17 protein-coding genes are annotated in these 18,846 nt (G+C 61.2%); 7 read left to right on the top strand and 10 right to left on the bottom strand.

Annotation, left to right across the window (positions count from 1 at the left end):
- Positions 1–252: 252 nt before the first annotated feature.
- From CHC01_RS23020 to CHC01_RS23005, 4 genes are all read left to right on the top strand, one after another.
- Positions 253–1,758, top strand: coding sequence for a sensor histidine kinase (locus CHC01_RS23020; RefSeq protein ID WP_176454688.1), 1,506 nt, complete (start codon positions 253–255; stop codon positions 1,756–1,758).
- Positions 1,751–2,392, top strand: a complete 642-nt coding sequence (locus tag CHC01_RS23015) for a response regulator transcription factor (protein ID WP_089266657.1) — start codon at positions 1,751–1,753, stop codon at positions 2,390–2,392. Before CHC01_RS23020 ends, CHC01_RS23015 begins: the two co-directional genes overlap by 8 nt.
- A 99-nt stretch (positions 2,393–2,491) precedes the next feature.
- Positions 2,492–2,857 carry a response regulator transcription factor gene (locus CHC01_RS23010; RefSeq protein WP_176454687.1) on the top strand — a complete coding sequence of 122 codons (366 nt, stop codon included), beginning with the start codon at positions 2,492–2,494 and terminating at the stop codon, positions 2,855–2,857.
- A gap of 137 nt (positions 2,858–2,994) precedes the next feature.
- Positions 2,995–4,299: a PQQ-dependent sugar dehydrogenase gene (locus CHC01_RS23005; protein ID WP_089266654.1), complete on the top strand. Its 1,305-nt coding sequence runs from the start codon at positions 2,995–2,997 to the stop codon at positions 4,297–4,299.
- A 63-nt stretch (positions 4,300–4,362) separates the two neighbouring features.
- On the opposite strand, the gene CHC01_RS23000 is transcribed toward CHC01_RS23005, so the two are convergent.
- Positions 4,363–5,856, bottom strand: a complete 1,494-nt coding sequence (locus tag CHC01_RS23000) for a CoA-acylating methylmalonate-semialdehyde dehydrogenase (RefSeq protein ID WP_089266653.1) — start codon at positions 5,854–5,856, stop codon at positions 4,363–4,365.
- A gap of 98 nt (positions 5,857–5,954) precedes the next feature.
- Here CHC01_RS23000 and CHC01_RS22995 point away from each other — a divergent pair, with 98 nt between their 5' ends.
- Positions 5,955–6,842, top strand: a complete 888-nt coding sequence (locus CHC01_RS22995; RefSeq protein ID WP_089266651.1) for a LysR family transcriptional regulator — start codon at positions 5,955–5,957, stop codon at positions 6,840–6,842.
- Positions 6,843–6,858: 16 nt separating this feature from the next.
- On the opposite strand, the gene CHC01_RS22990 is transcribed toward CHC01_RS22995, so the two are convergent.
- From CHC01_RS22990 to CHC01_RS22950, 9 genes are read right to left on the bottom strand one after another with little or no spacing between them, the layout of a single operon-like run.
- Positions 6,859–7,305, bottom strand: coding sequence for an SRPBCC family protein (locus CHC01_RS22990; RefSeq protein WP_089266649.1), 447 nt, complete (start codon positions 7,303–7,305; stop codon positions 6,859–6,861).
- 27 nt (positions 7,306–7,332) lie between these two features.
- The gene (locus CHC01_RS22985) at positions 7,333–8,037 is read right to left on the bottom strand and encodes an ABC transporter ATP-binding protein (RefSeq protein ID WP_089266647.1); all 705 of its coding nucleotides are present in this window, start codon (positions 8,035–8,037) and stop codon (positions 7,333–7,335) included.
- Entirely contained in the window at positions 8,030–8,785 is a 756-nt protein-coding gene (locus CHC01_RS22980) for an ABC transporter ATP-binding protein (protein WP_089266645.1), read from the bottom strand. The genes CHC01_RS22985 and CHC01_RS22980 overlap by 8 nt, the downstream gene beginning before the upstream one ends.
- Positions 8,782–9,774 (bottom strand): branched-chain amino acid ABC transporter permease, encoded by a 993-nt coding sequence (locus CHC01_RS22975; RefSeq protein WP_089266644.1) that lies wholly within the window; start codon positions 9,772–9,774, stop codon positions 8,782–8,784. Before CHC01_RS22975 ends, CHC01_RS22980 begins: the two co-directional genes overlap by 4 nt.
- Before the next feature lie 11 nt (positions 9,775–9,785).
- Positions 9,786–10,652: a branched-chain amino acid ABC transporter permease gene (locus CHC01_RS22970; protein WP_089266642.1), complete on the bottom strand. Its 867-nt coding sequence runs from the start codon at positions 10,650–10,652 to the stop codon at positions 9,786–9,788.
- Between the two features lie 18 nt (positions 10,653–10,670).
- Positions 10,671–11,921: an ABC transporter substrate-binding protein gene (locus tag CHC01_RS22965; RefSeq protein WP_089266640.1), complete on the bottom strand. Its 1,251-nt coding sequence runs from the start codon at positions 11,919–11,921 to the stop codon at positions 10,671–10,673.
- 29 nt (positions 11,922–11,950) lie between these two features.
- Complete coding sequence (locus CHC01_RS22960; RefSeq protein ID WP_089266638.1) at positions 11,951–14,323, bottom strand: xanthine dehydrogenase family protein molybdopterin-binding subunit; 2,373 nt, start codon at positions 14,321–14,323, stop codon at positions 11,951–11,953.
- A complete protein-coding gene (locus tag CHC01_RS22955) occupies positions 14,320–14,832 on the bottom strand; it encodes a (2Fe-2S)-binding protein (protein WP_089266637.1) in 513 nt (170 codons plus the stop codon). The genes CHC01_RS22960 and CHC01_RS22955 overlap by 4 nt, the downstream gene beginning before the upstream one ends.
- Positions 14,829–15,692, bottom strand: coding sequence for an FAD binding domain-containing protein (locus CHC01_RS22950; protein ID WP_089266635.1), 864 nt, complete (start codon positions 15,690–15,692; stop codon positions 14,829–14,831). The genes CHC01_RS22955 and CHC01_RS22950 overlap by 4 nt, the downstream gene beginning before the upstream one ends.
- Positions 15,693–15,842: 150 nt before the next feature.
- Here CHC01_RS22950 and CHC01_RS22945 point away from each other — a divergent pair, with 150 nt between their 5' ends.
- Together CHC01_RS22945 and CHC01_RS32715 are read left to right on the top strand one after the other, a co-directional pair.
- Complete coding sequence (locus CHC01_RS22945; protein WP_231078470.1) at positions 15,843–16,514, top strand: TetR/AcrR family transcriptional regulator; 672 nt, start codon at positions 15,843–15,845, stop codon at positions 16,512–16,514.
- A gap of 584 nt (positions 16,515–17,098) precedes the next feature.
- Positions 17,099–18,715, top strand: coding sequence for a calcium-binding protein (locus CHC01_RS32715; RefSeq protein WP_176454686.1), 1,617 nt, complete (start codon positions 17,099–17,101; stop codon positions 18,713–18,715).
- Positions 18,716–18,846 lie beyond the last annotated feature (131 nt).

Raw genomic sequence — 18,846 nt, 5'->3', positions numbered from 1 at the left:
GATGGTGAATGACATCGACATCGCGATGACTTCGACGATCCAAGGATGAGAGATTCCGGCCGCGCTAACCATTCTACGAGGATAGAGATTCAAGAAACAAAGGTAATCCCGCCCTATACCAAGGTTTATCCCGGGCGAGACGCCACCGACTTCAGACGACTTCACCATTCCCTGCAGGACGCACGCCCTGCTTCCTATTTTGCGGCTCAAATGACCAATTCTGATCGGGTGCACCGCCCCTCACAGCTGCCCATGGCCATTGCGACAGCTATCCTTGCTGCAGGTATTTTCGCGTTCGACGCCTTCAGCACATTCGAGATCGCTGTCGCGGCGCTTTATATCGTCGTGCTGCTGATGGCGCTCCGTTTCACCAATGTCATGGGCATCATCCTGATCGCCCTCGGTTGCATCGGCCTGACAATCCTCGGTTATCTGATCGGCCACGCGAACGACCCCAATGAGGGAGCAATGCTGCGCGGCGCCGTCAGCGCGCTCGCCATTGCCATCGCCGCCGTGCTCTGCGTCCAGATCAGGATATCGGATGCAAGGCTTCGGCAGAGCGAAGAGCGCTATCGCAACATCTTTCAGGGCACGAGTGTTGCCATCTGGGAGCAGGATTTCACGGAAGCGGCCAATGCCTGCGCGCCGATCCTGCAACAAGGCATTCCCCGGTTGCGCGATTATTTCATCGCCAATGAGGGCTTCCTCAAACATTGCCTGTTTCTGGTGCGGACCCTCGACGCGAATGACGCCGCAAAGCAATTGATCGGCGATCTCGACCAGAAGAACGTTCAGCAGTCCTGGGATGCGGCACTCGAGCCAGAGACTTTGGTCGCCTTTCGCGAAATCCTGCTCGCATTTCTTGCCGGAGAAAGCTCATTCACGATTGAAGCGGCGATCCGTGCCGTCAATGGCGAGTTGCGTACCACCATCGTCACGGCAACCTTCCCCACCGATCGATCTCGCTCCGTCCTGATCAATTCGCTCGATGTCACCGCCAAGATCGCAGCCGAGCAAGCACTCCAGCAGAGCATCGCAGAGCTCACCCGCGTGTCGCGCATCGCGACATTGGGTGCCCTGACGGCATCGATCGGCCATGAGGTCAACCAACCACTTGCCGCCGTGGTGACCAATGCGGAGGCCGCCTTGCGCTGGCTGTTGCGGGAGCGGCCCGATCTCGGCGAGACCACGGCCTGTCTTAAGGAAGTCGTGCAGGAGGGGCGCAGGGCCGGCGACATCATTCACCGGCTGAGGTCGCTCGCCGTGAAGGGCGAGTTGGCGCGTGGCCCGGTCGACGTCAACGCCATCGTCACGCAGGTACTGGCGATGGTTCAGCGCGATCTGGCACAGCACCAGATTTCAGCAGTCCTCGACCTGACACCCGATCTGCCCACCATCGCCGCCGACGAAGTACAGCTTCAGCAGGTACTGATGAATCTCGTCAACAACGCCGTCCACGCCATGAAGGCGAGTGCGACGAAGGAGCTGAAGGTGCGGTCGGCATTCGACGCGACGCGGGGAATTCTCGTCTCGGTGCGCGATTCAGGATCAGGCATCCCGGACGACCATATGCAACGCCTGTTCGCGCCGTTCTTCACGACAAAGGCCGAGGGAATGGGCATCGGCCTCTCGATCTCCCGATCCATCATCGAGTCGCATCACGGACGCATCTGGGCGGAACGAAACGAGAGTGGTGGAACCACCTTTCATTTCATGATACCGACAGCGACCGCAGAAGGACCCGGCAACATTGCCTAACGACGCAGAAGCACCTTTGGTCGTCGTCGTGGACGACGAAGCCGCCATCCGCACTGCGGTTGGCAGTCTGCTGCGCTCGGTCGGATATGAAGTCAGCTTCGCCTCCTCGGCGGTCGAGCTTCTCGAGAGCGACATTCTCACCAGGGCCAGCTGCCTTGTCCTCGATATTCGGCTGCCGATCGTCAGCGGCCTTGATTTCCAGAAGCGCCTGGCCGATCTCGGCGGCAATACACCCATCGTCTTCATGACCGGCCATGCCGATGTGCCGATGACGGTGCGCGCCATGAAGGCCGGAGCCGTCGATTTTCTCGCCAAGCCGTTTCGCGATCAGGAAATGCTCGATGCCGTCGCCGGCGCGGTGGAGCGCGACCGCAAGGCGCGGCAAGAGCGCGATGGACTGGCCGATATCAAGGAGCGTTTCGGCACTTTGAGTGCGCGGGAACGCGAGGTGATGGAATTTGCCACCGCTGGGCTGCTGAACAAACAGATCGCCGCAAAGCTGAACCTCAGCGAAATTACGGTTAAGATCCACCGCGGCAAGATGATGAAGAAGATGGATGCGAAATCCTTCGCCTCTCTGGTGCGCATGGCCGAGGCCATCGGCATGAAACCAGCCCCGGGTACCTCCCGATAAACCTCAGTATGATTTCACTACACGGCGTTATTTGACAATATCCTAGGCGAAACGGCTCAACACTGGGGTCGCTGTCAAAGCCGCCGTGTGGAGATTGCGTTGAACTCTGAACATGCCATTGCCATCATCGACGATTCCTCGTCGGTTCGCCGCGCGCTTGAAAGCCTGCTGCGATCGCTGGGCTTTGTCGTCCTCAGCTTCGAATCCGCCGAAGCGTTTCTGACATCGCCGTCGGTGCTCGCTACGTCATGCGTGGTGACCGACGTCGAAATGCCGGGCCTCACCGGCATCGACCTCTATGAGCGCATGCGCTCGGACAAGAACCAGACGCCGGTCATTTTCATCACGGCCAATTCCGAGCAAAAGGTGCGTCAGCGGCTGGGCAACACGCCCTGCGTCCTCAACAAGCCGTTTGAAGTCGACGAACTAGCCGCCTGCATCAACCAGGCTATCGCGACACCATAGCAGCGCTGATCTTCCCAATATCGATGGCACCGATCCCCCAATAGCGATGGGCTCACATGCCCTATATGCCGTCACGCGGCGGTTTTAACGCGCGCGCGTGTCGGATAGTGTGCGCGGCACATACATGGGGGAATGACATGAGTTTGTCTGGAGTTTTTGCGCGCGTCGTGGCGGTCATCGGCGGCGCGGCGCTGCAGTGGCGCCGCCTGCAGGGCAATACACACGCGCCCGCCTGGGGCAGCGCGCCGGTGGTGCCAGAGGCGAAGCCGCAAGGCGCCATCCCCACATTGAAGATGCCGACTGCCCAGGGATGGGCCGCGGGACAGAAGCCCGAGGTCGCGCCCGGGCTCAAGGTCAATGCCTTTGCCTCCGGCCTAAAACATCCGCGCTGGATCAATGTTTTGCCCAACGGTGACGTCCTCATCGCGGAGGCGACGCAGGTCGCAGGCCCGGTGCGTAACATGTTCGGCTATGCGATGCAGGCGACGATGCGGCGGGCCGCCGCGCTCGGCATCAGCGCCAACCGCATCACGCTGCTGCGCGACCGGGACGGCGACGGCGTCGCCGAGACCAGCCAGACCTTCATGGAGGGGCTGAACCAGCCGTTCGGCATGGCGCTGCTGAACAACACATTCTATGTCGGCAATGTCGATGGCGTGGTGGCCTTCCCTTATGTGGCGGGCGCAGACAGTATCACCGCGCCGGGCAAGAAACTGACCAATTTCAAGTCGGGCGGCCACTGGACGCGAAGCATCCTGCCGAGCCCGGATGGCAGCAAGCTGTATATCGGCGTCGGCTCGCTGAGCAATATCGCCGAGAGCGGCATGGAAGTCGAAGCAGGCCGCGCGGCTGTCTATGAACTAGATATCGCCAGTGGCAAGAGCCGCATCTTCGGCGCCGGCTTGCGCAACCCCGTCGGCCTCGCATGGGAACCGACGACAGGCGCGCTATGGACCGTGGTCAATGAGCGCGACGGCCTCGGCGACGAGACGCCGCCGGATTACCTGACCTCGGTGCGCGACGGCGGCTTCTATGGCTGGCCCTATTGCTACTGGGGCAAGACGGTGGACGACCGCGTGCCGCAGGATCCGGCGCTGGTCGCCACCGCGATCACCCCCGACTATGCACTGGGCGGGCATACCGCCTCGCTCGGACTGTGCTGGTTGCCGGCCGGCACGCTGCCGGGCTTCCCTGACGGCATGGTCATCGGCCAGCACGGATCATGGAATCGCAGCACGCTCAGCGGCTACAAGGTCGTCTTCATCCCGTTCGTGAACGGCAAGCCGTCCGGACCGCCGTGGGATATTCTGTCGGGCTTCCTCGCGCCGGACGAAAAAGTGTCCTATGGACGCCCTGTCGGCGTTACCCTCACCCCGGACGGCGCCTTGCTGGTGGCCGACGATGTGGGCGACGTCATCTGGCGTGTGACGGCCGCGGCCTAAGGGCGTGGAATAGACCGGCAGGAGCGTGGAGCACGCGTTAGTCGCGCGCTCCACGCTCCGACCTTACTTCATTGTCGGCATCACGAATTCCGGACCTTGCGCAATGCTCGTTGGCCAGCGGCTGGTGACGGTCTTGAGGCGGGTATAGAAGCGAACGCCTTCCGGTCCATGCATCGAGTGATCGCCGAACAGCGAGGCCTTCCATCCACCGAAGGAATGGAACGCCACGGGTACCGGGATCGGCACATTGATGCCGACCATGCCGACGCGGATGCGATGCGCGAATTCACGCGCGACGTCGCCATTCTGCGTGAAGATCGCGGTGCCGTTGCCGTATTCGTTGTCGTTGATCATGCGCGCTGCCGTCGCATAGTCCGGCGTACGCACCACCGCGAGCACCGGCCCGAAGATCTCTTCCTTGTAGATCTTCATGTCGGGCGTCACGTGATCGAATAGCGAACCACCGATGAAGTAGCCGCCTTCATTGGACCGGAAGTCCCGGCCATCGACAACCAGCTTCGCGCCCTGCTCGACGCCGGAATCCACATAGCCACGCACCTTGTCGAGATGCTGCTGAGTCACCAGCGGACCCATTTCGGATTCCGCGTTGAAGCCTGAACCGACTTTCAGTGCACGGATCTTTGGCTCAAGCCTGGAGATCAGGGCATCCGCCGTCTTCTCGCCGACCGGCACGGCGACCGAGATCGCCATGCAGCGTTCACCGGCCGAGCCATAGGCCGCTCCCATCAGCGCATCGACCGCCTGGTCGATGTCGGCGTCGGGCATCACGACCATGTGGTTCTTGGCGCCACCGAGTGCCTGGCAACGCTTGCCGGTGCTGGTCGCGGTCGAATAGATGTAGCGGGCAATCGGTGTCGATCCGACGAAGCTGATCGCTGCAACATCGGGATGATGCAGCAGCGCATCGACGGCTTCCTTGTCGCCATGCACGACGTTGAACACGCCGGCCGGCAGACCTGCTTCGGCCAGCCATTCGGCAATCAGAAGCGATGCCGACGGGTCACGCTCGGAGGGCTTGAGTACGAAGGTGTTGCCGCAGGCCAGTGCCACCGGGAACATCCACATCGGCACCATGACCGGAAAGTTGAACGGCGTGATGCCCGCGACCACACCAAGCGCCTGACGTACGCCGTAGCTGTCGACACGCGTGCCAACATTCTCGCTGACTTCGCCCTTCAGCAACTGCGGCGCACCGACGGCGAATTCGACGACTTCGAGGCCACGCTGGATTTCGCCCTTGGCGTCCGACAGGGTCTTGCCGTGCTCCGAGGTGATCACCGCCGCGAGATCGTCGATGCGGTCTTCACAGATGCGCAGGAATTTATTGAGAATACGGGCACGACGCAGCGATGGCGTATCGGCCCAGCTTTCGGCAGCCGCGCTTGCGGCAGCAACAGCGGCGCCCACTTCGGACGTGCTGGCAAGACCCACCTGAGCCGTCTGCTCGCCGGTGGCCGGGTTGAAAACCGGCGACGTCCGGCCGCTGCGACCTGCCACCTGCTGTCCGCCGATATAGTGCTTGATTTCCGAAGCCATCGAACTCTCCTTTGATGCTCCGGCGGTCTTGCGCCGCTTCCCCGGCCCGGACAACGCGAAGTATTGCGGCTTCGATGTGCAGCAAATAGAGTCCGGCGATGGATTGGGACAAAGTTCGGATTTTCCTGGAAGTCGCCCGTACCGGCCAGATTCTGGGTGCCGCCAAGCGGCTGAAACTCAACCATGCAACGGTGGCGCGCCAGCTCACCGCCCTCGAAAAAGACCTGAAGACAAAGCTGCTGAACCGGCAGACGACGGGCTCGTCACTGACGCCATCGGGGGTTGCGCTGCTCGCAGCGGCCGAGCGCGCCGAATCCGAACTGCTCAAGGTGGGATCGCAGCTGACATCGGCCGCCGACAAGGTGGCAGGCACGGTGCGGATCGGCGCGCCGGACGGACTCGGCAATTATTTTCTGGCCGACAAGCTCGGCAGCTTTGCCGCAGCCAATCCGGATCTTATCGTTCAGCTCGTAGCGCTGCCGCGCACCTTCTCGCTCGCCAAGCGTGAGGCCGATATCGTGGTGACACTGGAGCGCCCGGATGAGGGCAAGCTGATCTGCACCAAGCTCACCGACTATACGCTGAGCGTCTACGCGTCGGAGGATTATCTCGCTCGGTCGACACCGATCCGCGAGCCCGGCGATCTCGCCGACCACCTGCTGATCACTTACATCTACGATATCATCTACAGCCGCGCGCTGGACTATGCGTCGACCTTCAGCGAACTGATCACCCGCCGCTTCGAATGCGGCAGCGTGGTCGGCCAGCTTGAAGCGGTTCGCGCCGGTCACGGCGTCGGCATCCTGCACGATTATGCCGCGCAGCTTTATCCCGAGCTGAAGCGCATCCTGCCGGCCAGCCGCTTCACCCGAAGCTATTGGCTCGTCTCGCATCCCGACACGCACGACACCAGCCGGGTCCGAGAAGTCCGCCGCTACATCGTGGCAAGGGTGCGCGAGGCGCGCAGCCAGTTCGTCGTGCAATAGGTCACAGCCACTGCGCTCAGCTTGCGGAAACGACCGCGCCGAATTTGGTGAAGAACTCGCCGGCCAGTTTCTTGGCGGTGGAGTCGATCAGTCGCCCACCGAGCTGCGCCAGCTTGCCGCCGATCTGGGAATCGACCTCATAGTGCAGGATCGTTTCGTCGTCGCCCGCGGCCTCAAGCCTGATCGCCGCGCCGCCTTTGGCGAAGCCCGCAACGCCGCCGGAGCCCTCACCGGTGATCCTGTAGCCGTTCGGCGGATCGAGATCGCTCAGCGTCACCTTGCCGCCGAATGTCGCCTTCACCGGCCCGACCTTGATCACGACTGTCGCCGTCATCTCGGTCGGTGACGTCATGTCCAGCACCTGGCAGCCGGGAATGCATTGCTTCAACACGTCCGGATCGTTGAGCGCGGCCCAGACCTTGTCGCGCGAGGCCGGAACGGTCTGGCTGTCTTTCATCTGCATGAGATCACCTGTCTGCGGGCATACGCGTCAAACCGCGCAATAACGTTCCTGAATTTCCTTATCGGCCAGCAATGCCGCGGAGCTGCTCTCATAGACGACCTCGCCCTGATCCATGATGATCGCGCGATCGGCGAGACGCAGCGCCCATTCCACATTTTGCTCGACCAGCAGCAGCGTGACGCCCTGATCGCGCAGCTTGCGGAACAACACGCCCATCTCCTCGACCAACACCGGCATGATGCCTTCGGAAGGCTCGTCGAGCAGGATCATCTTGGGTTTGGCGATGGTGGCGCGGGCGATGGCCAGCATCTGCTGCTCGCCGCCGGACATGGTAACGCCTTCCTGATCGAGGCGCTCCTTGAGGCGTGGAAAGCTCTCCGCGATTTCCTCGATCGCGTCTTTCTCGTTGATCTGACCGCGGCTGGCGACGAGACCCAGTTGCAGGTTCTCGCGCACCGTCAGGCCCGGAATGATCCGGCGCTCCTCAGGCACATAAGCAAGCCCCAGCCTGAAACGATCATGGGCGGGCATCAACGTCAGGTCGTTGCCGTCGAAGGTCATGCCGCCCGTGGTTTTCGACATCAGCCCCATGACCGAACGGATCGTCGTGGTCTTGCCGGCGCCGTTGCGACCGACCAGTGCGACGACTTCGCCCTGCGCCACCGAGATCGAGACCCCGTGCAGCGTATGGCTGGCGCCGTACCAGGCGTTCAGGTCTTTGGTTTCAAGCATAGCCATCGTTCTGTCCCAGATAGACGCGACGAACCTCGGGGTCCGTCTGAATGTCGTGCGGCGTGCCATCAGCGATCAGCCGGCCATGGTGCAGCACCAGAATCCGGTCGCTGAGACCGAGGATCATCTTCATCTTGTGTTCAACCAGGAGGATGGTCCGCTCCGCCGCCAGCTTCTCGAGCAGTGCCACCATTTCCTTGGTCTCTTCCGGACCCATGCCCGCGGTCGGCTCGTCCAGCAGCAGCACTTCAGGGTTGGAGATCAGCGCAATAGCAATCTCCAACGCACGCTGCTGGCCGTGAGCCAGAAACTTCGCGGTCTCGTCGCGCTTGGCGACCAGTCCAACGGCTTCAAGCGCGGTATCAGCTCTTGAATCTAGCTCTGTGAACCTGCTGCGGTTGGTCCAGATATTGTAGCGCGAACGACTGGCCTGCGCAGCGACACGAACGTTCTCGTGGACGCTCAGATCGGGAAAGATGTTCGTGATCTGATAGGAGCGTGCGATGCCGCGATGCACGAATTCGTGCTGCTTCGTGCCCTTGAGATCGTCGCCCTTGAAGCGGATTGATCCGCTGGACGGCGTCAGCACGCCGGACAGCACATTGAAGAACGTGCTCTTGCCGGCACCGTTGGGGCCGATGATGGAGGTGACGCGGCCCGGCCGGAACTCCGTCGTCACGCCTTGCAGCGCGACGAAGCCGCCGAACCTCACTCCGATATCGTTGACGGCGAGAAGCGGCGCGTTCATCGCATGACCTTTGTGAGAAATGTGCCCCAGATGCCCTTGGGCAGAAACAGCACGAACAGCACGAAGATGGATCCGACGATGATCTGCCAGTGCGACGTCCACAGCGAGAACACGTCTTCCATCACCAGGAACACCAGCGCGCCGATGAACGGACCGAAGAAGCTGCTCGCGCCGCCCAAAAGCGTCATCATCACGATCATGCCGGAGGACAGGTAGTGCAGCGAATCCAGCGGCACGAAAGCCAGATGCAGTGCCGACATGGTTCCACCGAGCGCGCAGATCGTGCCTGACAGTGTGAATGACAACAGCTTGGTGCGCTCGACATTGTAGCCGCAGGTCCGTGCACGACGCTCGTTCTCGCGGATCGCCTCGATGGCGGCGCCGAATGGCGAGTTGAGAATGCGCGAGACCAGCCACAGCGCTGCGGCGGCGAACGCCATCAGCACATAGTATTTGTTGACCGGGTCGAGAAAATTGATCTCGAATCCGAACAGATTGATCTTGTTGACGGTGAAACCGCGCAATCCGTTCTCGCCACCTGTCCAGGACGGCGTCTGGAGCGCCACGTAATAGACCAGCTGCGCGAGAGCGAGCGTGACCATCGAAAAGTAGATGCCGCGCGTTCGCGTCGACAGCGCGCCCATGACGAAGGCCAGCAGCGCACCGCCAATAACGCCCATCAGCACCGCGAGATACCAGGGCACACCGAACTGGCCGATGGCGATACCGGTGACGTACGCCCCGGTGCCGACAAAGGCTGCATGGCCGAATGATAGCAGGCCAGTATAGCCGAACAGCAGATTATAACCGACGGCGACCGTGCCGTAGATCAGGACGTTCACCGCCAGCGCCTTGGACGGCAGCAACCACGGTAACAGACAGAGCGCGAGGATCGACAGCGGGACACGATATTTGGTCACGAGCGATTTGAAGCGCGCAGGCTTTCGCGCACCGGCGGAAGGAGAAACGGCGAGCGCTGGGGATGTCATGGTCCGCTCCGTTACGCGAGTTTGCCGAACAGACCTTGCGGCCGGATCAGAAGGACGATGGCCATCAGCGCAAACATCACGATGGTCGCCATTTCCGGTGCGAACAGCGCGGTCATGCTGATCACGACGCCGACCAGAAGACCCGCGATGATCGAGCCGACCAGCGAGCCGAGGCCGCCGATGACAGTCACGACGAAAGCTTCGGCCAGCACCAAGGCGCCCATTTCCGGATTAACTGACCGCATCGGCCCGGACAGCACGCCGCCGAGCGAGGCGAGACCGACACCGAGCCCGAACACCAGCAGCCAGACCTTGCTGATATCGACGCCGAGCACCTTCATCATGGTTGGATCGCGCGCGCCGGCGCGCACGATCAGGCCGAATTTGGTCTTCTCCAGCCCCATCCACAGCAGCACCACGACCAGGAAGACGACGCCGACGACGAAGATGCGGTAGATCGGAAAGAAACCGACGCCGAGATCGACCACCCCGGTCAGTGATGACGGCGTCGGGAATGGAATGCCGTCACTGCCGAATACGATCCGCACGCCTTCCACCAGCACGTAGCTGAGACCGAAGGTAAGCAGAAGCGGATCGTCGATCGAACGGCCGTAAAGCGGACGTATCAGGACATATTCGATTGCCATCCCGAACACGCCGATCATGATGGGGGCAACGAGCAGCCCCCACCAGAAACTACCGGTCAATGAGGCGACCCACAGCCCGGCATAGGCGCCGACCATGAACAGCGCGCCATGCGCGAAGTTCACCACACCCAGCATGCCGAAAATGATCGACAGGCCGAGCGCGGTGATCACGAGGATCGCACCGAGGGCAACTCCGGAGAAGAGTTGCATCAGAATGAGTTCTGTATCCATGGACGGCGAATGCTTTCGTTAGGCCGGGAAGCCGAGTTCAGTGCAGCTGCGCAGCACGTTTTCCGAAGCCGGCTCATTGGCCACGATGCTGAACAGATCGCTGTCGCCCTTCATATCGGCCTTCTTTTTGGACTCGAGCACGAGAACCGACTGGACCGACTGGTGATCGCATTTGCGATAATATTGCGGACCCTTGGCGACATCGTATTTCAGGCCTTCCAGCGCCGCGATCACCTTGTCGGTGTCGGTACCGCCAGCCACCTGCATCGCCTGCAGCAGCGACGAGACGCCGGTATAGCCATAGGCGCCGTAGTCGGTCGGGATCGCGCCGCCATTGGCCGCGCGATAGGCGTCGTTGAACGCCTTTGCGCTCGGCAACTGGCTCTCAAGGCCCCAATAGTAGTTAGAGCCGCCAACGACCCCTTCGAACACTTCCGGGCTCACCGCCAGCCGCTGGTTATGCAGCAGCACGGGCACGACGATCTTGGCCTGCTGCTTGAGGCCGAAATCCACCGCCTGCTTGATCGAATTGGCCTGGTCGCGGCCGAAATTGCTGATGCACAGGATATCCGGACGCATCGAGCGCAGACGCGGCATGAAAGTCGAGTAATCCGCAGCACCGAACGGGTGCATGATCTCGCCAACGGTCTCGGCGCCGATTACGGCCTGCGCACGCTTGAAGCCACGCAGCATTTCATGGCCATAGGCATAGTCGGCCACGAGATGCGCAACCTTGGTGCCCTTCTTGAACGCGTGCCGCGCCACGGCGCCTGCGGTCATCGTGGGATTCAGCGCTTCGTGGAAGGTGTATTTGCTGAAGTCCTTGACCTCATTGATGGTGTCGGACTGGCTGATGGAGACATAGAGCACGCCGCGGGCACGCGTCACTTCATTGACCGCGAGCTGCACCGCGCTGGACAGCGATCCGACGATCGCATGGACCTTGTCTTTTTCGATGAGCTCAAGCGTACGCGTTGCCGCCTCGCCGCCATTGAGCTTGTCATCGCGCACCAGCAGCTCGATCTTGCGACCGTTAACGCCGCCCTTGTCGTTGAACTGCTTGACGGCGAGCTCTGCGCTCTTGACCTGATCCTTGGCTTCCGCCGCGAACGGGCCGGTCAGCGGTGTCGGAAAGCCGATGCGGATCGTGTCATCGGCAGCGCGTGCGATCCACGGCATGGCGACGACGCTCGCGCCGGTGCCGAGCGCGGCCAGCACGTGGCGGCGCGAAATATGATTGCGTTTGGTGTCTCGAATGTCCTTCGTCATGATGTCCTCCGTTTGATTTCTTTTATGAGTCAGATGTGTCCAAGCGCCTTGAGTATTCGTGCAGGTGTCATTGGCACCTGCGCGAGCGTGCCTCCGAATGGCTTCATCGCATCATTCATCGCATTAAGCGCTGCTGCCGATGCCGCAGCCGTGCCGGCCTCGCCGACACCCTTGGCGCCGAGCTGGGTATCCAGCGTCGGCGTCTCGACATGTCCGATTTCGATGTCCGGCATCTCCACCGCCATCGGCACGAGATAGTCGGCGAGCGAGCCATTGGTGAGCTGGCCACTGTCTCCGTAGACGCATTCCTCGAAGAACGCCGCGCCGAGCCCCTGCACGACGCCGCCGCGGATCTGCTCGTCGACCAGCAGCGGATTGATGACCCGGCCGCAATCCTCGACCACCCATAGCTTGAGGATCTTGACCAGACCTGTCTCGACATCGAGTTCGAGATGACAGGCCTGAACACCATTGGTGAATGCGAAAGGATAGCCCTGCGGCGCATAGTGATGCGCGACGGACAGCTGCGCTTGGGTGCCGGGCGGCAGTGTATCGGAACGGAAGTAAGCGATGCGCGCGATCTCCGAGAGCTCCATGCGCTGCTGCGCCGTCACAGCGTCGACGATCCAGCCACTATGAATGTCGAGCTTCTCCGGCTCGTCCTGCAGGATGGCCGCGGCCACGGCCAGCACATTGGCCTTCAGCTTCTTGGCGGCCTGCAACGCAGTTTCGCCGCCGATGCCGGCGCCGCGGCAGGCATAGGTCGCGCCGCCATGCGGCGTAGTGTCCGTATCGCCCGTCATCACCTTGATGCGATCGCGATCGACGCCGAGATGTTCGGCGACGATCTGCCCGATGATGGTCTCGGTGCCCTGCCCGAGTTCGGTCACCGAGATCGAGCAGTGAACATCCCCCGACGGCGTGATCTTGATGATGGCGCCATCCTGCGACGAGATGCGCGCACCGCCGACGCCATAGAAAGCCGGGCCGGGATTGGTGATTTCCACGAAACTCGCAATGCCGATACCGCGATGAATGCCTTTGGTGCGCAGCTCCGCTTGCTCGGCGCGCAGCCGGTCGTAGTCCATCATCGCCTTCAGCTTGGCGAGACAGGCGTGATGCGACAGCGCTTCGAACTGGTAGCCGGTCGGCGACGTGCAGGGATAGGCGTCGTCGGGGATCAAGTTGCGGCTGCGGATGTCGAACACATCCTGCGCCGTCTTGTCGGCGATCATGTCCACCAGACGCTCGCTGACGGTGCAGGCGACCGGATGACCGACGGCGCGGTACTGGCTCATCTGCACCTTGTTCTGGAATACCACCTGCAGATCGGCCCGGTAATTCCTGAATGTGTAAGGCGCGCCCATCAGGCGATAGACCTGATTGCCTTCGACCACACTGGTGCGCGGATAGGCAGAGAACGCGCCGATGCCGGTGACGTCCTCCACATCCATCGCCAGGATATTGCCGTCGATATCCGCCGCCATGCGCGCGCGGACGCGGTGATCTCGCGCGTGAATGTCGGACACGAAAGATTCGATGCGATCGGCGACATATTTCACGGGACGGCCAAGCATCATGCTGAGCCCGACCACCGCCATGTCCTCGTGATACATGTGCAGCTTCATGCCGAACGAACCGCCGATATCCGGTGCGATCACGCGGACGCGGGATTCAGGGAGGCCGTAGTGGCGGGCATAGATGTCCTGGAACTGATACGGCGTCTGCGTCGCATGATGCACCGTCAATTGCCCTTCGCTGGCATCGTAATCAGCGATGATCGCGCGCGGCTCCATGGTGACCGCCGTGTGGCGGCCGAAGTGAAACTCCTCCTCCACCACATGCGCGGCGCCGGCGAAGACATCCTCGACACCACCGGTATCGATCTTACCGTGGAAACAGAGATTGCTGCCGAGTTCCGGTGAAATCACCGGCGCATCCGGTGCGCGCGCAGCGTCGATATCGACAACGGCGGGCAGTTCATCGAACTCGATATACACCACCTCCGCTGCATCTTCAGCCAGTGCGCGCGTATCGGCCACGACCGCGACAACCGCCTGGCCGGACCATACGACCTTGTCGATCGGCAACGGCAGCTGCGGCGGTGACTTCATGCCCTTGAAGTGATCCATGGTGCCAACCCATGGCCTGCAGAGCTTTGCAAGGTCCTCGCCGGTCGCGATCAGACGCACGCCGGGCATTTCACGCGCCGTCTGCGTGTCGATCGACAGGATGCGGGCATGCGCATAAGGGCTGCGCACATAGGCGACATGGAGCATGCGCGGCAGCGTGATGTCGGTGACGTATCGGCCGCGACCGGCCAGCAATCGCTTGGCATTCGGGCGCGGCACCGAGCGGCCGATATAGGAATTCGGACGGTCAAGTGGGGTCAGCACGCTCATGCGCCGACCTCCTCGGACGCCTGAGCAATCACACCAGCATCGCGGTCGCGCGCGACCTTCTCGATGGCATCGACGATGGCTTCATAACCGGTGCAGCGGCAGTAATTTCCAGATAGCGCGTCGCGAATTTCCTCACGCGTGGGCACGCCCGGCTGTGACAGCAGGCTATGCGCGGTCATCAGCATGCCCGGCGTACAGAAGCCGCATTGCAGGGCGTTGCGCTGATGAAACGCCTCCTGAAGATCGGCAATCGCAGCGCGCTCGGTGAGACCTTCGACGGTCTCGATGGCCGCCCCGCTCGCCTGCACCGCGAAGGTCAGACAAGAATGTACGACACGGCCATCCAGAATAACCAGACAGGCGCCGCAAACGCCCATCTCGCAGCCGGTATGGGTGCCGGTCAGTTCTAGCGTCTGGCGCAGGAAATCCGCTAGCGTGACACGCGGCGCGATGCTGTGCGACACCTCAGTGCCGTTCACCGTCATGGTGACATTGACGAGATCGCTCATGCGCCCTGCCTCGCGATCTCGCCCAGCAGTCGGCCGAGAAGAACGCGCGCAAGATGGCGCTTCATGGCAGGCGGCGTGTGCTCGTCTTCAGGCGGATCGAGATCGTCGCCGACAACAGCCTGGGCCGCAGCGATCGCGGCCTGATCCAGCCGCTTGCCGATCAGACTGTCTTCGGCCTGCCGCGCACGAATCGGCGTGCTGCCAACGGAGAAGAACGCGATACGCACCTGTTTGACGACGTCATCGACGAATTCGGCGAGAACACCGCAGCCGACCAACGCAAAGTCGCCACGCCGACGCGCAAACTCATGAAAGGCCCAGCGATGACTCGGCTGAACCACCGGCACATGAATCGCGACAAGAAGCTCGCCCGGTTCGATCGCTGTCTGAAACAGATCGAGGAAGAAATCGTCGGCCGGCACGCGGCGTACGCCGTCGCGGCTAGCAATTTCGAGCTCGGCGCCCAGCGCCAACGTCATCGCCGGGAATTCCGACGCAGGATCGGCATGAGAGATACTGCCGCCGAGGGTGCCTTTGTTTCGTATAGCCGGATGCGCCACATGCGGCGCGGCTTCGCTGTAGAGCGGCGCGTGCCGGCGGATCAACGGATCGGTCAGCACTTCGTGATGGCGGGTGAGCGCGCCGATGCGCAACCAGTCCCCCTGCAGGTCGACACCACGAAGCGTCGAGATATGCGCGATGTCGATCAGCAATTGCGGCGCCTGCAACCGCAAGGCAAGCGCCGGCACGAGGCTCTGGCCACCTGCGATGTAACTCGCATCGTCGCCGGCTTCCTCGAACGCTTTCAAAGCCTCCACCACCGTGGAAGCCCTCACATAGTTGAACGCCCTCGCCTTCAACGTCTTCTCCCTAAACGTCTCGCGGACGTCCAGTTGTGACCATTTGGTCGGAAATCTAGAACACGTCGATTTCCCCGGGTCAACTTAAAATGACCATTTGGTCTCTTTTTCGAATTGAGCTATTCAGAACTCCCGCAACGCGAAGCAAAAATGGCAAAAAAGCCCATCAAATCAGTCGAAAAGCCACCGCGTCGCAACATGCGCGCGGCGGAGCGCGAGCGCTTCATCGTCGATGAAGCCGTGAAATTTTTCGCGGAACACGGCTTCGGCGGGCAGACGCGCGAACTGGCGAAACGCATGGGCATCACCCATTCGGCAATCTATCGCCACTTCCCGAGCAAAGAGGCGCTGATCGAACGCGTCTATGAAGAGATCTATCTCAGCCGCTGGTCGCCGTCCTGGGCCGGCCTGATCCAGGATCGCACGCTGTCGCTGCAGGCCCGGCTGTCGCGCTTCTATCTCGAATATGTCGAGCAGGTCTTCGAATACAACTGGGTGAGAATCTTCGTCTTCTCCGGGATGAAATCGTTCGACATCACCAAACGGTATCTTCAGATCGTCCGCGAACAAATCATCGAGCCCGCCTGTTGCGAACTTCGTCACGAGTTGAAGCTGCCTTCAAGCGATCAGGTCCCGCTGTCGGAGCGCGAAGTCGAAATGTTCTGGGGTTTGCACGGCCGCATCTTCTATATGGCCATCCGGCGTTTCGTCTACGACACGCCGACACCGGAGCGACTGGACGACATCGTCAACGACGCAGTGAGGGTGTTTCTTGATGGCTCAAAACAGCTGATGCCTGAGCTTGTACAATCGGCATCATGACATTTGTAGCACAGCCACGCCGGCAGATTGATCAAGCTGCTCGAGCGCATGAAGTGCAGCTACGGAGCCAGGTTCTGCCGCGACATTGATGTGACCCGGCACCGGCGCACGCATTTTGCGTCGAAAGAGTGAGATCGCGCCACACCGACATTACGGGCTTTCCGAAGTGCGACGCCCGAAATGGGCACCCGAGGTCGGAGAGAAGCTTGCTGTCGTCGTCACGAGTGCAACTGCAGCAGAGGAAAGCGAAACGCGCGTCACCGAGTATCATTTCTCTCAGCGATACTTATGCGCGCTTGTGTAGTTCCTTCACCGCATCGGGACTATCGAAAAGTACCGCTGCGAACAGATTGAATCGTTACGTACCGTGCTAACACTTCTCCGATACCAGCCTCCAAGTTTTAGCACAATAAACTCACTGTTTCGTCCGGTGCTGCGACAAACTCCCGCCTCAAACGTAAACAAACGTTAATCCATGGGCGCTTCGATCAAAGCTAACGCAGAACTGTAGTTACATACCTGCATTTACTTTTACGAAGATTCTTGGGGGCCTCGTCAACGTACTACAATACAGGGGAACGGTATTGGCAACATTACACTACGCATCAGGCGACAACATCGACGCACAAGGTAACTTCACCCCAGCTCAAGCAGGCTTCAATCTTGCCGACGTTTCGTCGGTGGAGCAAGTGAACGCTTTGCCGGCAGGCGTGAAGGGCCTCGTCTGGCTCGATCAGGGTGACGGCGTCACCCAGAGCTTCATCGACGCTGTGAAACCTTACATCGGTAATCCCAACGTCTACGGTTTCTTCCTTAAGGACGAGCCAGATCCCACGGGGCAGTGGAATACCCTCGTGACCGCTGCAAACCTGAAGGCTGAGTCCGATTGGATTCACGCCAACGTTCCGGGTGCGAAGACGTTCATCACCATGATGAACATGGGATCTTCGGATAATCCCAGCTTCGCGAATACGTACACCCCGGAGAACACCCATATCGACCTCTTCGGAATCGATCCGTATCCGGTGCGGTCGGATAGCTCGACAGTCGACTACAGCATGATTGACAAGGCTGTCGCTGCCGCCAAAGCCGCTGGAATTCCGGAGGCCAGCATCGTCCCGGTATTTCAGACATTCGGCGGCGGTAACTGGGTCACCGATCAGGGTGGTCACTATGTGATGCCGACCGCCGCGCAGGAACAGCAAATGCTCGACCATTGGGCATCTGTCGTTCCCAATCCGGCTTTCGACTACGCCTACGCCTGGGGATCGCAGAACGGAGACGTGGCGCTGGAAAACTCGCAAGCGCTCCAGAACGTATTCCTGCAGCACAATACGAGCACGACGACGGATTCGACGCCGACTGGAAGCACGACTCCGGTTGACACGTCGAGCAGCAACCCGACGACGCCGGTCGATACGTCGCATAGCGGCACCTCGACGGATACGACGTCTTCGAGCGATTCTTCGACGACGCCCACGGCCTCTCAGCCAACGACGACGGCGCCGACCACCGATACCAGCGGCTCCGGGCACAACCACCATCACAAGGCTGACTCCTCCCAGTCGACAGATGGAAGCACATCGTCCGGTTCCGGAGGTGGACACCATCACCACGGATCCGCGGCAAACGCGTCCGTGAGCACTGCAACGGATACCGCTTCCAGCAGCGTTACCGACACAGCGTCGGTCGACACCTCGACTGCGCCCACGACCACCGAGCCAACGACGACGGCGCCGACCACCAACGCCGGCCACTCCGGGCATAACCACCATCACAAGCTGGACTTCTCCCAGCTGACCGATGGAAGCACATCATCCGGAGGTGGACACCATCACCACGGATCCGCGGCAACCGCGTCCGTGAGCGTTGCAGCGGATACCGCTTCCAGCAGCGTTGTCGACACCTCGACTGCGCCTACGACCACCGAGCCGACGACGACGGCTCCGGCCACCGACGTCGGCAACTCCGGGCACAACCACCATCACAGGCTGGACTTCTCTCATCTCACGGATGGGAACAAATCTTTCTGGGGTGGTCATCATCAGCACGCATCCGCTTCGCCCGCTGCAACCGCAGCAGCGACGGCTGCAACGGATACGGCTTCGAGCGACGTCACCGACGCAACTCTGGCGCCGCATCTGGATCTCGCCAGCCTCCACAACAACCATCACGTGGATCACCATTCGTGGCACTGGTAAACCCGCAGAACTGAGTCTGCGACAAAGAACGACATATGCGCGGTGATCCGCGCATATGAAAGCGACTTGGGGGGCCTTCATGGCCCCCCATTTGGGGATCATCGCGGCCAGTATGGTCGCGAGAGGAATGC

The sequence above is a fragment of the Tardiphaga sp. OK246 genome (assembly GCF_900188215.1).
Lineage (GTDB): Bacteria > Pseudomonadota > Alphaproteobacteria > Rhizobiales > Xanthobacteraceae > Tardiphaga > Tardiphaga robiniae.
Note: the sequence above shows the minus strand (reverse complement) of the source record. Positions and strands in the feature narration are given on the sequence as shown.

What these genes read in the sequence shown, in the direction of transcription:
- CHC01_RS22980 (WP_089266645.1), bottom strand. Translation starts at nt 8,785, where the DNA reads ATGAACGCGCCGCTTCTCGCCGTCAACGATATCGGAGTGAGGTTCGGC.
- CHC01_RS23005 (WP_089266654.1), top strand. Translation starts at nt 2,995, where the DNA reads ATGAGTTTGTCTGGAGTTTTTGCGCGCGTCGTGGCGGTCATCGGCGGC.
- CHC01_RS22975 (WP_089266644.1), bottom strand. Translation starts at nt 9,774, where the DNA reads ATGACATCCCCAGCGCTCGCCGTTTCTCCTTCCGCCGGTGCGCGAAAG.
- CHC01_RS22990 (WP_089266649.1), bottom strand. Translation starts at nt 7,305, where the DNA reads ATGCAGATGAAAGACAGCCAGACCGTTCCGGCCTCGCGCGACAAGGTC.
- CHC01_RS23020 (WP_176454688.1), top strand. Translation starts at nt 253, where the DNA reads ATGGCCATTGCGACAGCTATCCTTGCTGCAGGTATTTTCGCGTTCGAC.
- CHC01_RS22985 (WP_089266647.1), bottom strand. Translation starts at nt 8,037, where the DNA reads ATGCTTGAAACCAAAGACCTGAACGCCTGGTACGGCGCCAGCCATACG.
- CHC01_RS22965 (WP_089266640.1), bottom strand. Translation starts at nt 11,921, where the DNA reads ATGACGAAGGACATTCGAGACACCAAACGCAATCATATTTCGCGCCGC.
- CHC01_RS23000 (WP_089266653.1), bottom strand. Translation starts at nt 5,856, where the DNA reads ATGGCTTCGGAAATCAAGCACTATATCGGCGGACAGCAGGTGGCAGGT.
- CHC01_RS22955 (WP_089266637.1), bottom strand. Translation starts at nt 14,832, where the DNA reads ATGAGCGATCTCGTCAATGTCACCATGACGGTGAACGGCACTGAGGTG.
- CHC01_RS22960 (WP_089266638.1), bottom strand. Translation starts at nt 14,323, where the DNA reads ATGAGCGTGCTGACCCCACTTGACCGTCCGAATTCCTATATCGGCCGC.
- CHC01_RS22945 (WP_231078470.1), top strand. Translation starts at nt 15,843, where the DNA reads ATGGCAAAAAAGCCCATCAAATCAGTCGAAAAGCCACCGCGTCGCAAC.
- CHC01_RS22995 (WP_089266651.1), top strand. Translation starts at nt 5,955, where the DNA reads ATGGATTGGGACAAAGTTCGGATTTTCCTGGAAGTCGCCCGTACCGGC.
- CHC01_RS22970 (WP_089266642.1), bottom strand. Translation starts at nt 10,652, where the DNA reads ATGGATACAGAACTCATTCTGATGCAACTCTTCTCCGGAGTTGCCCTC.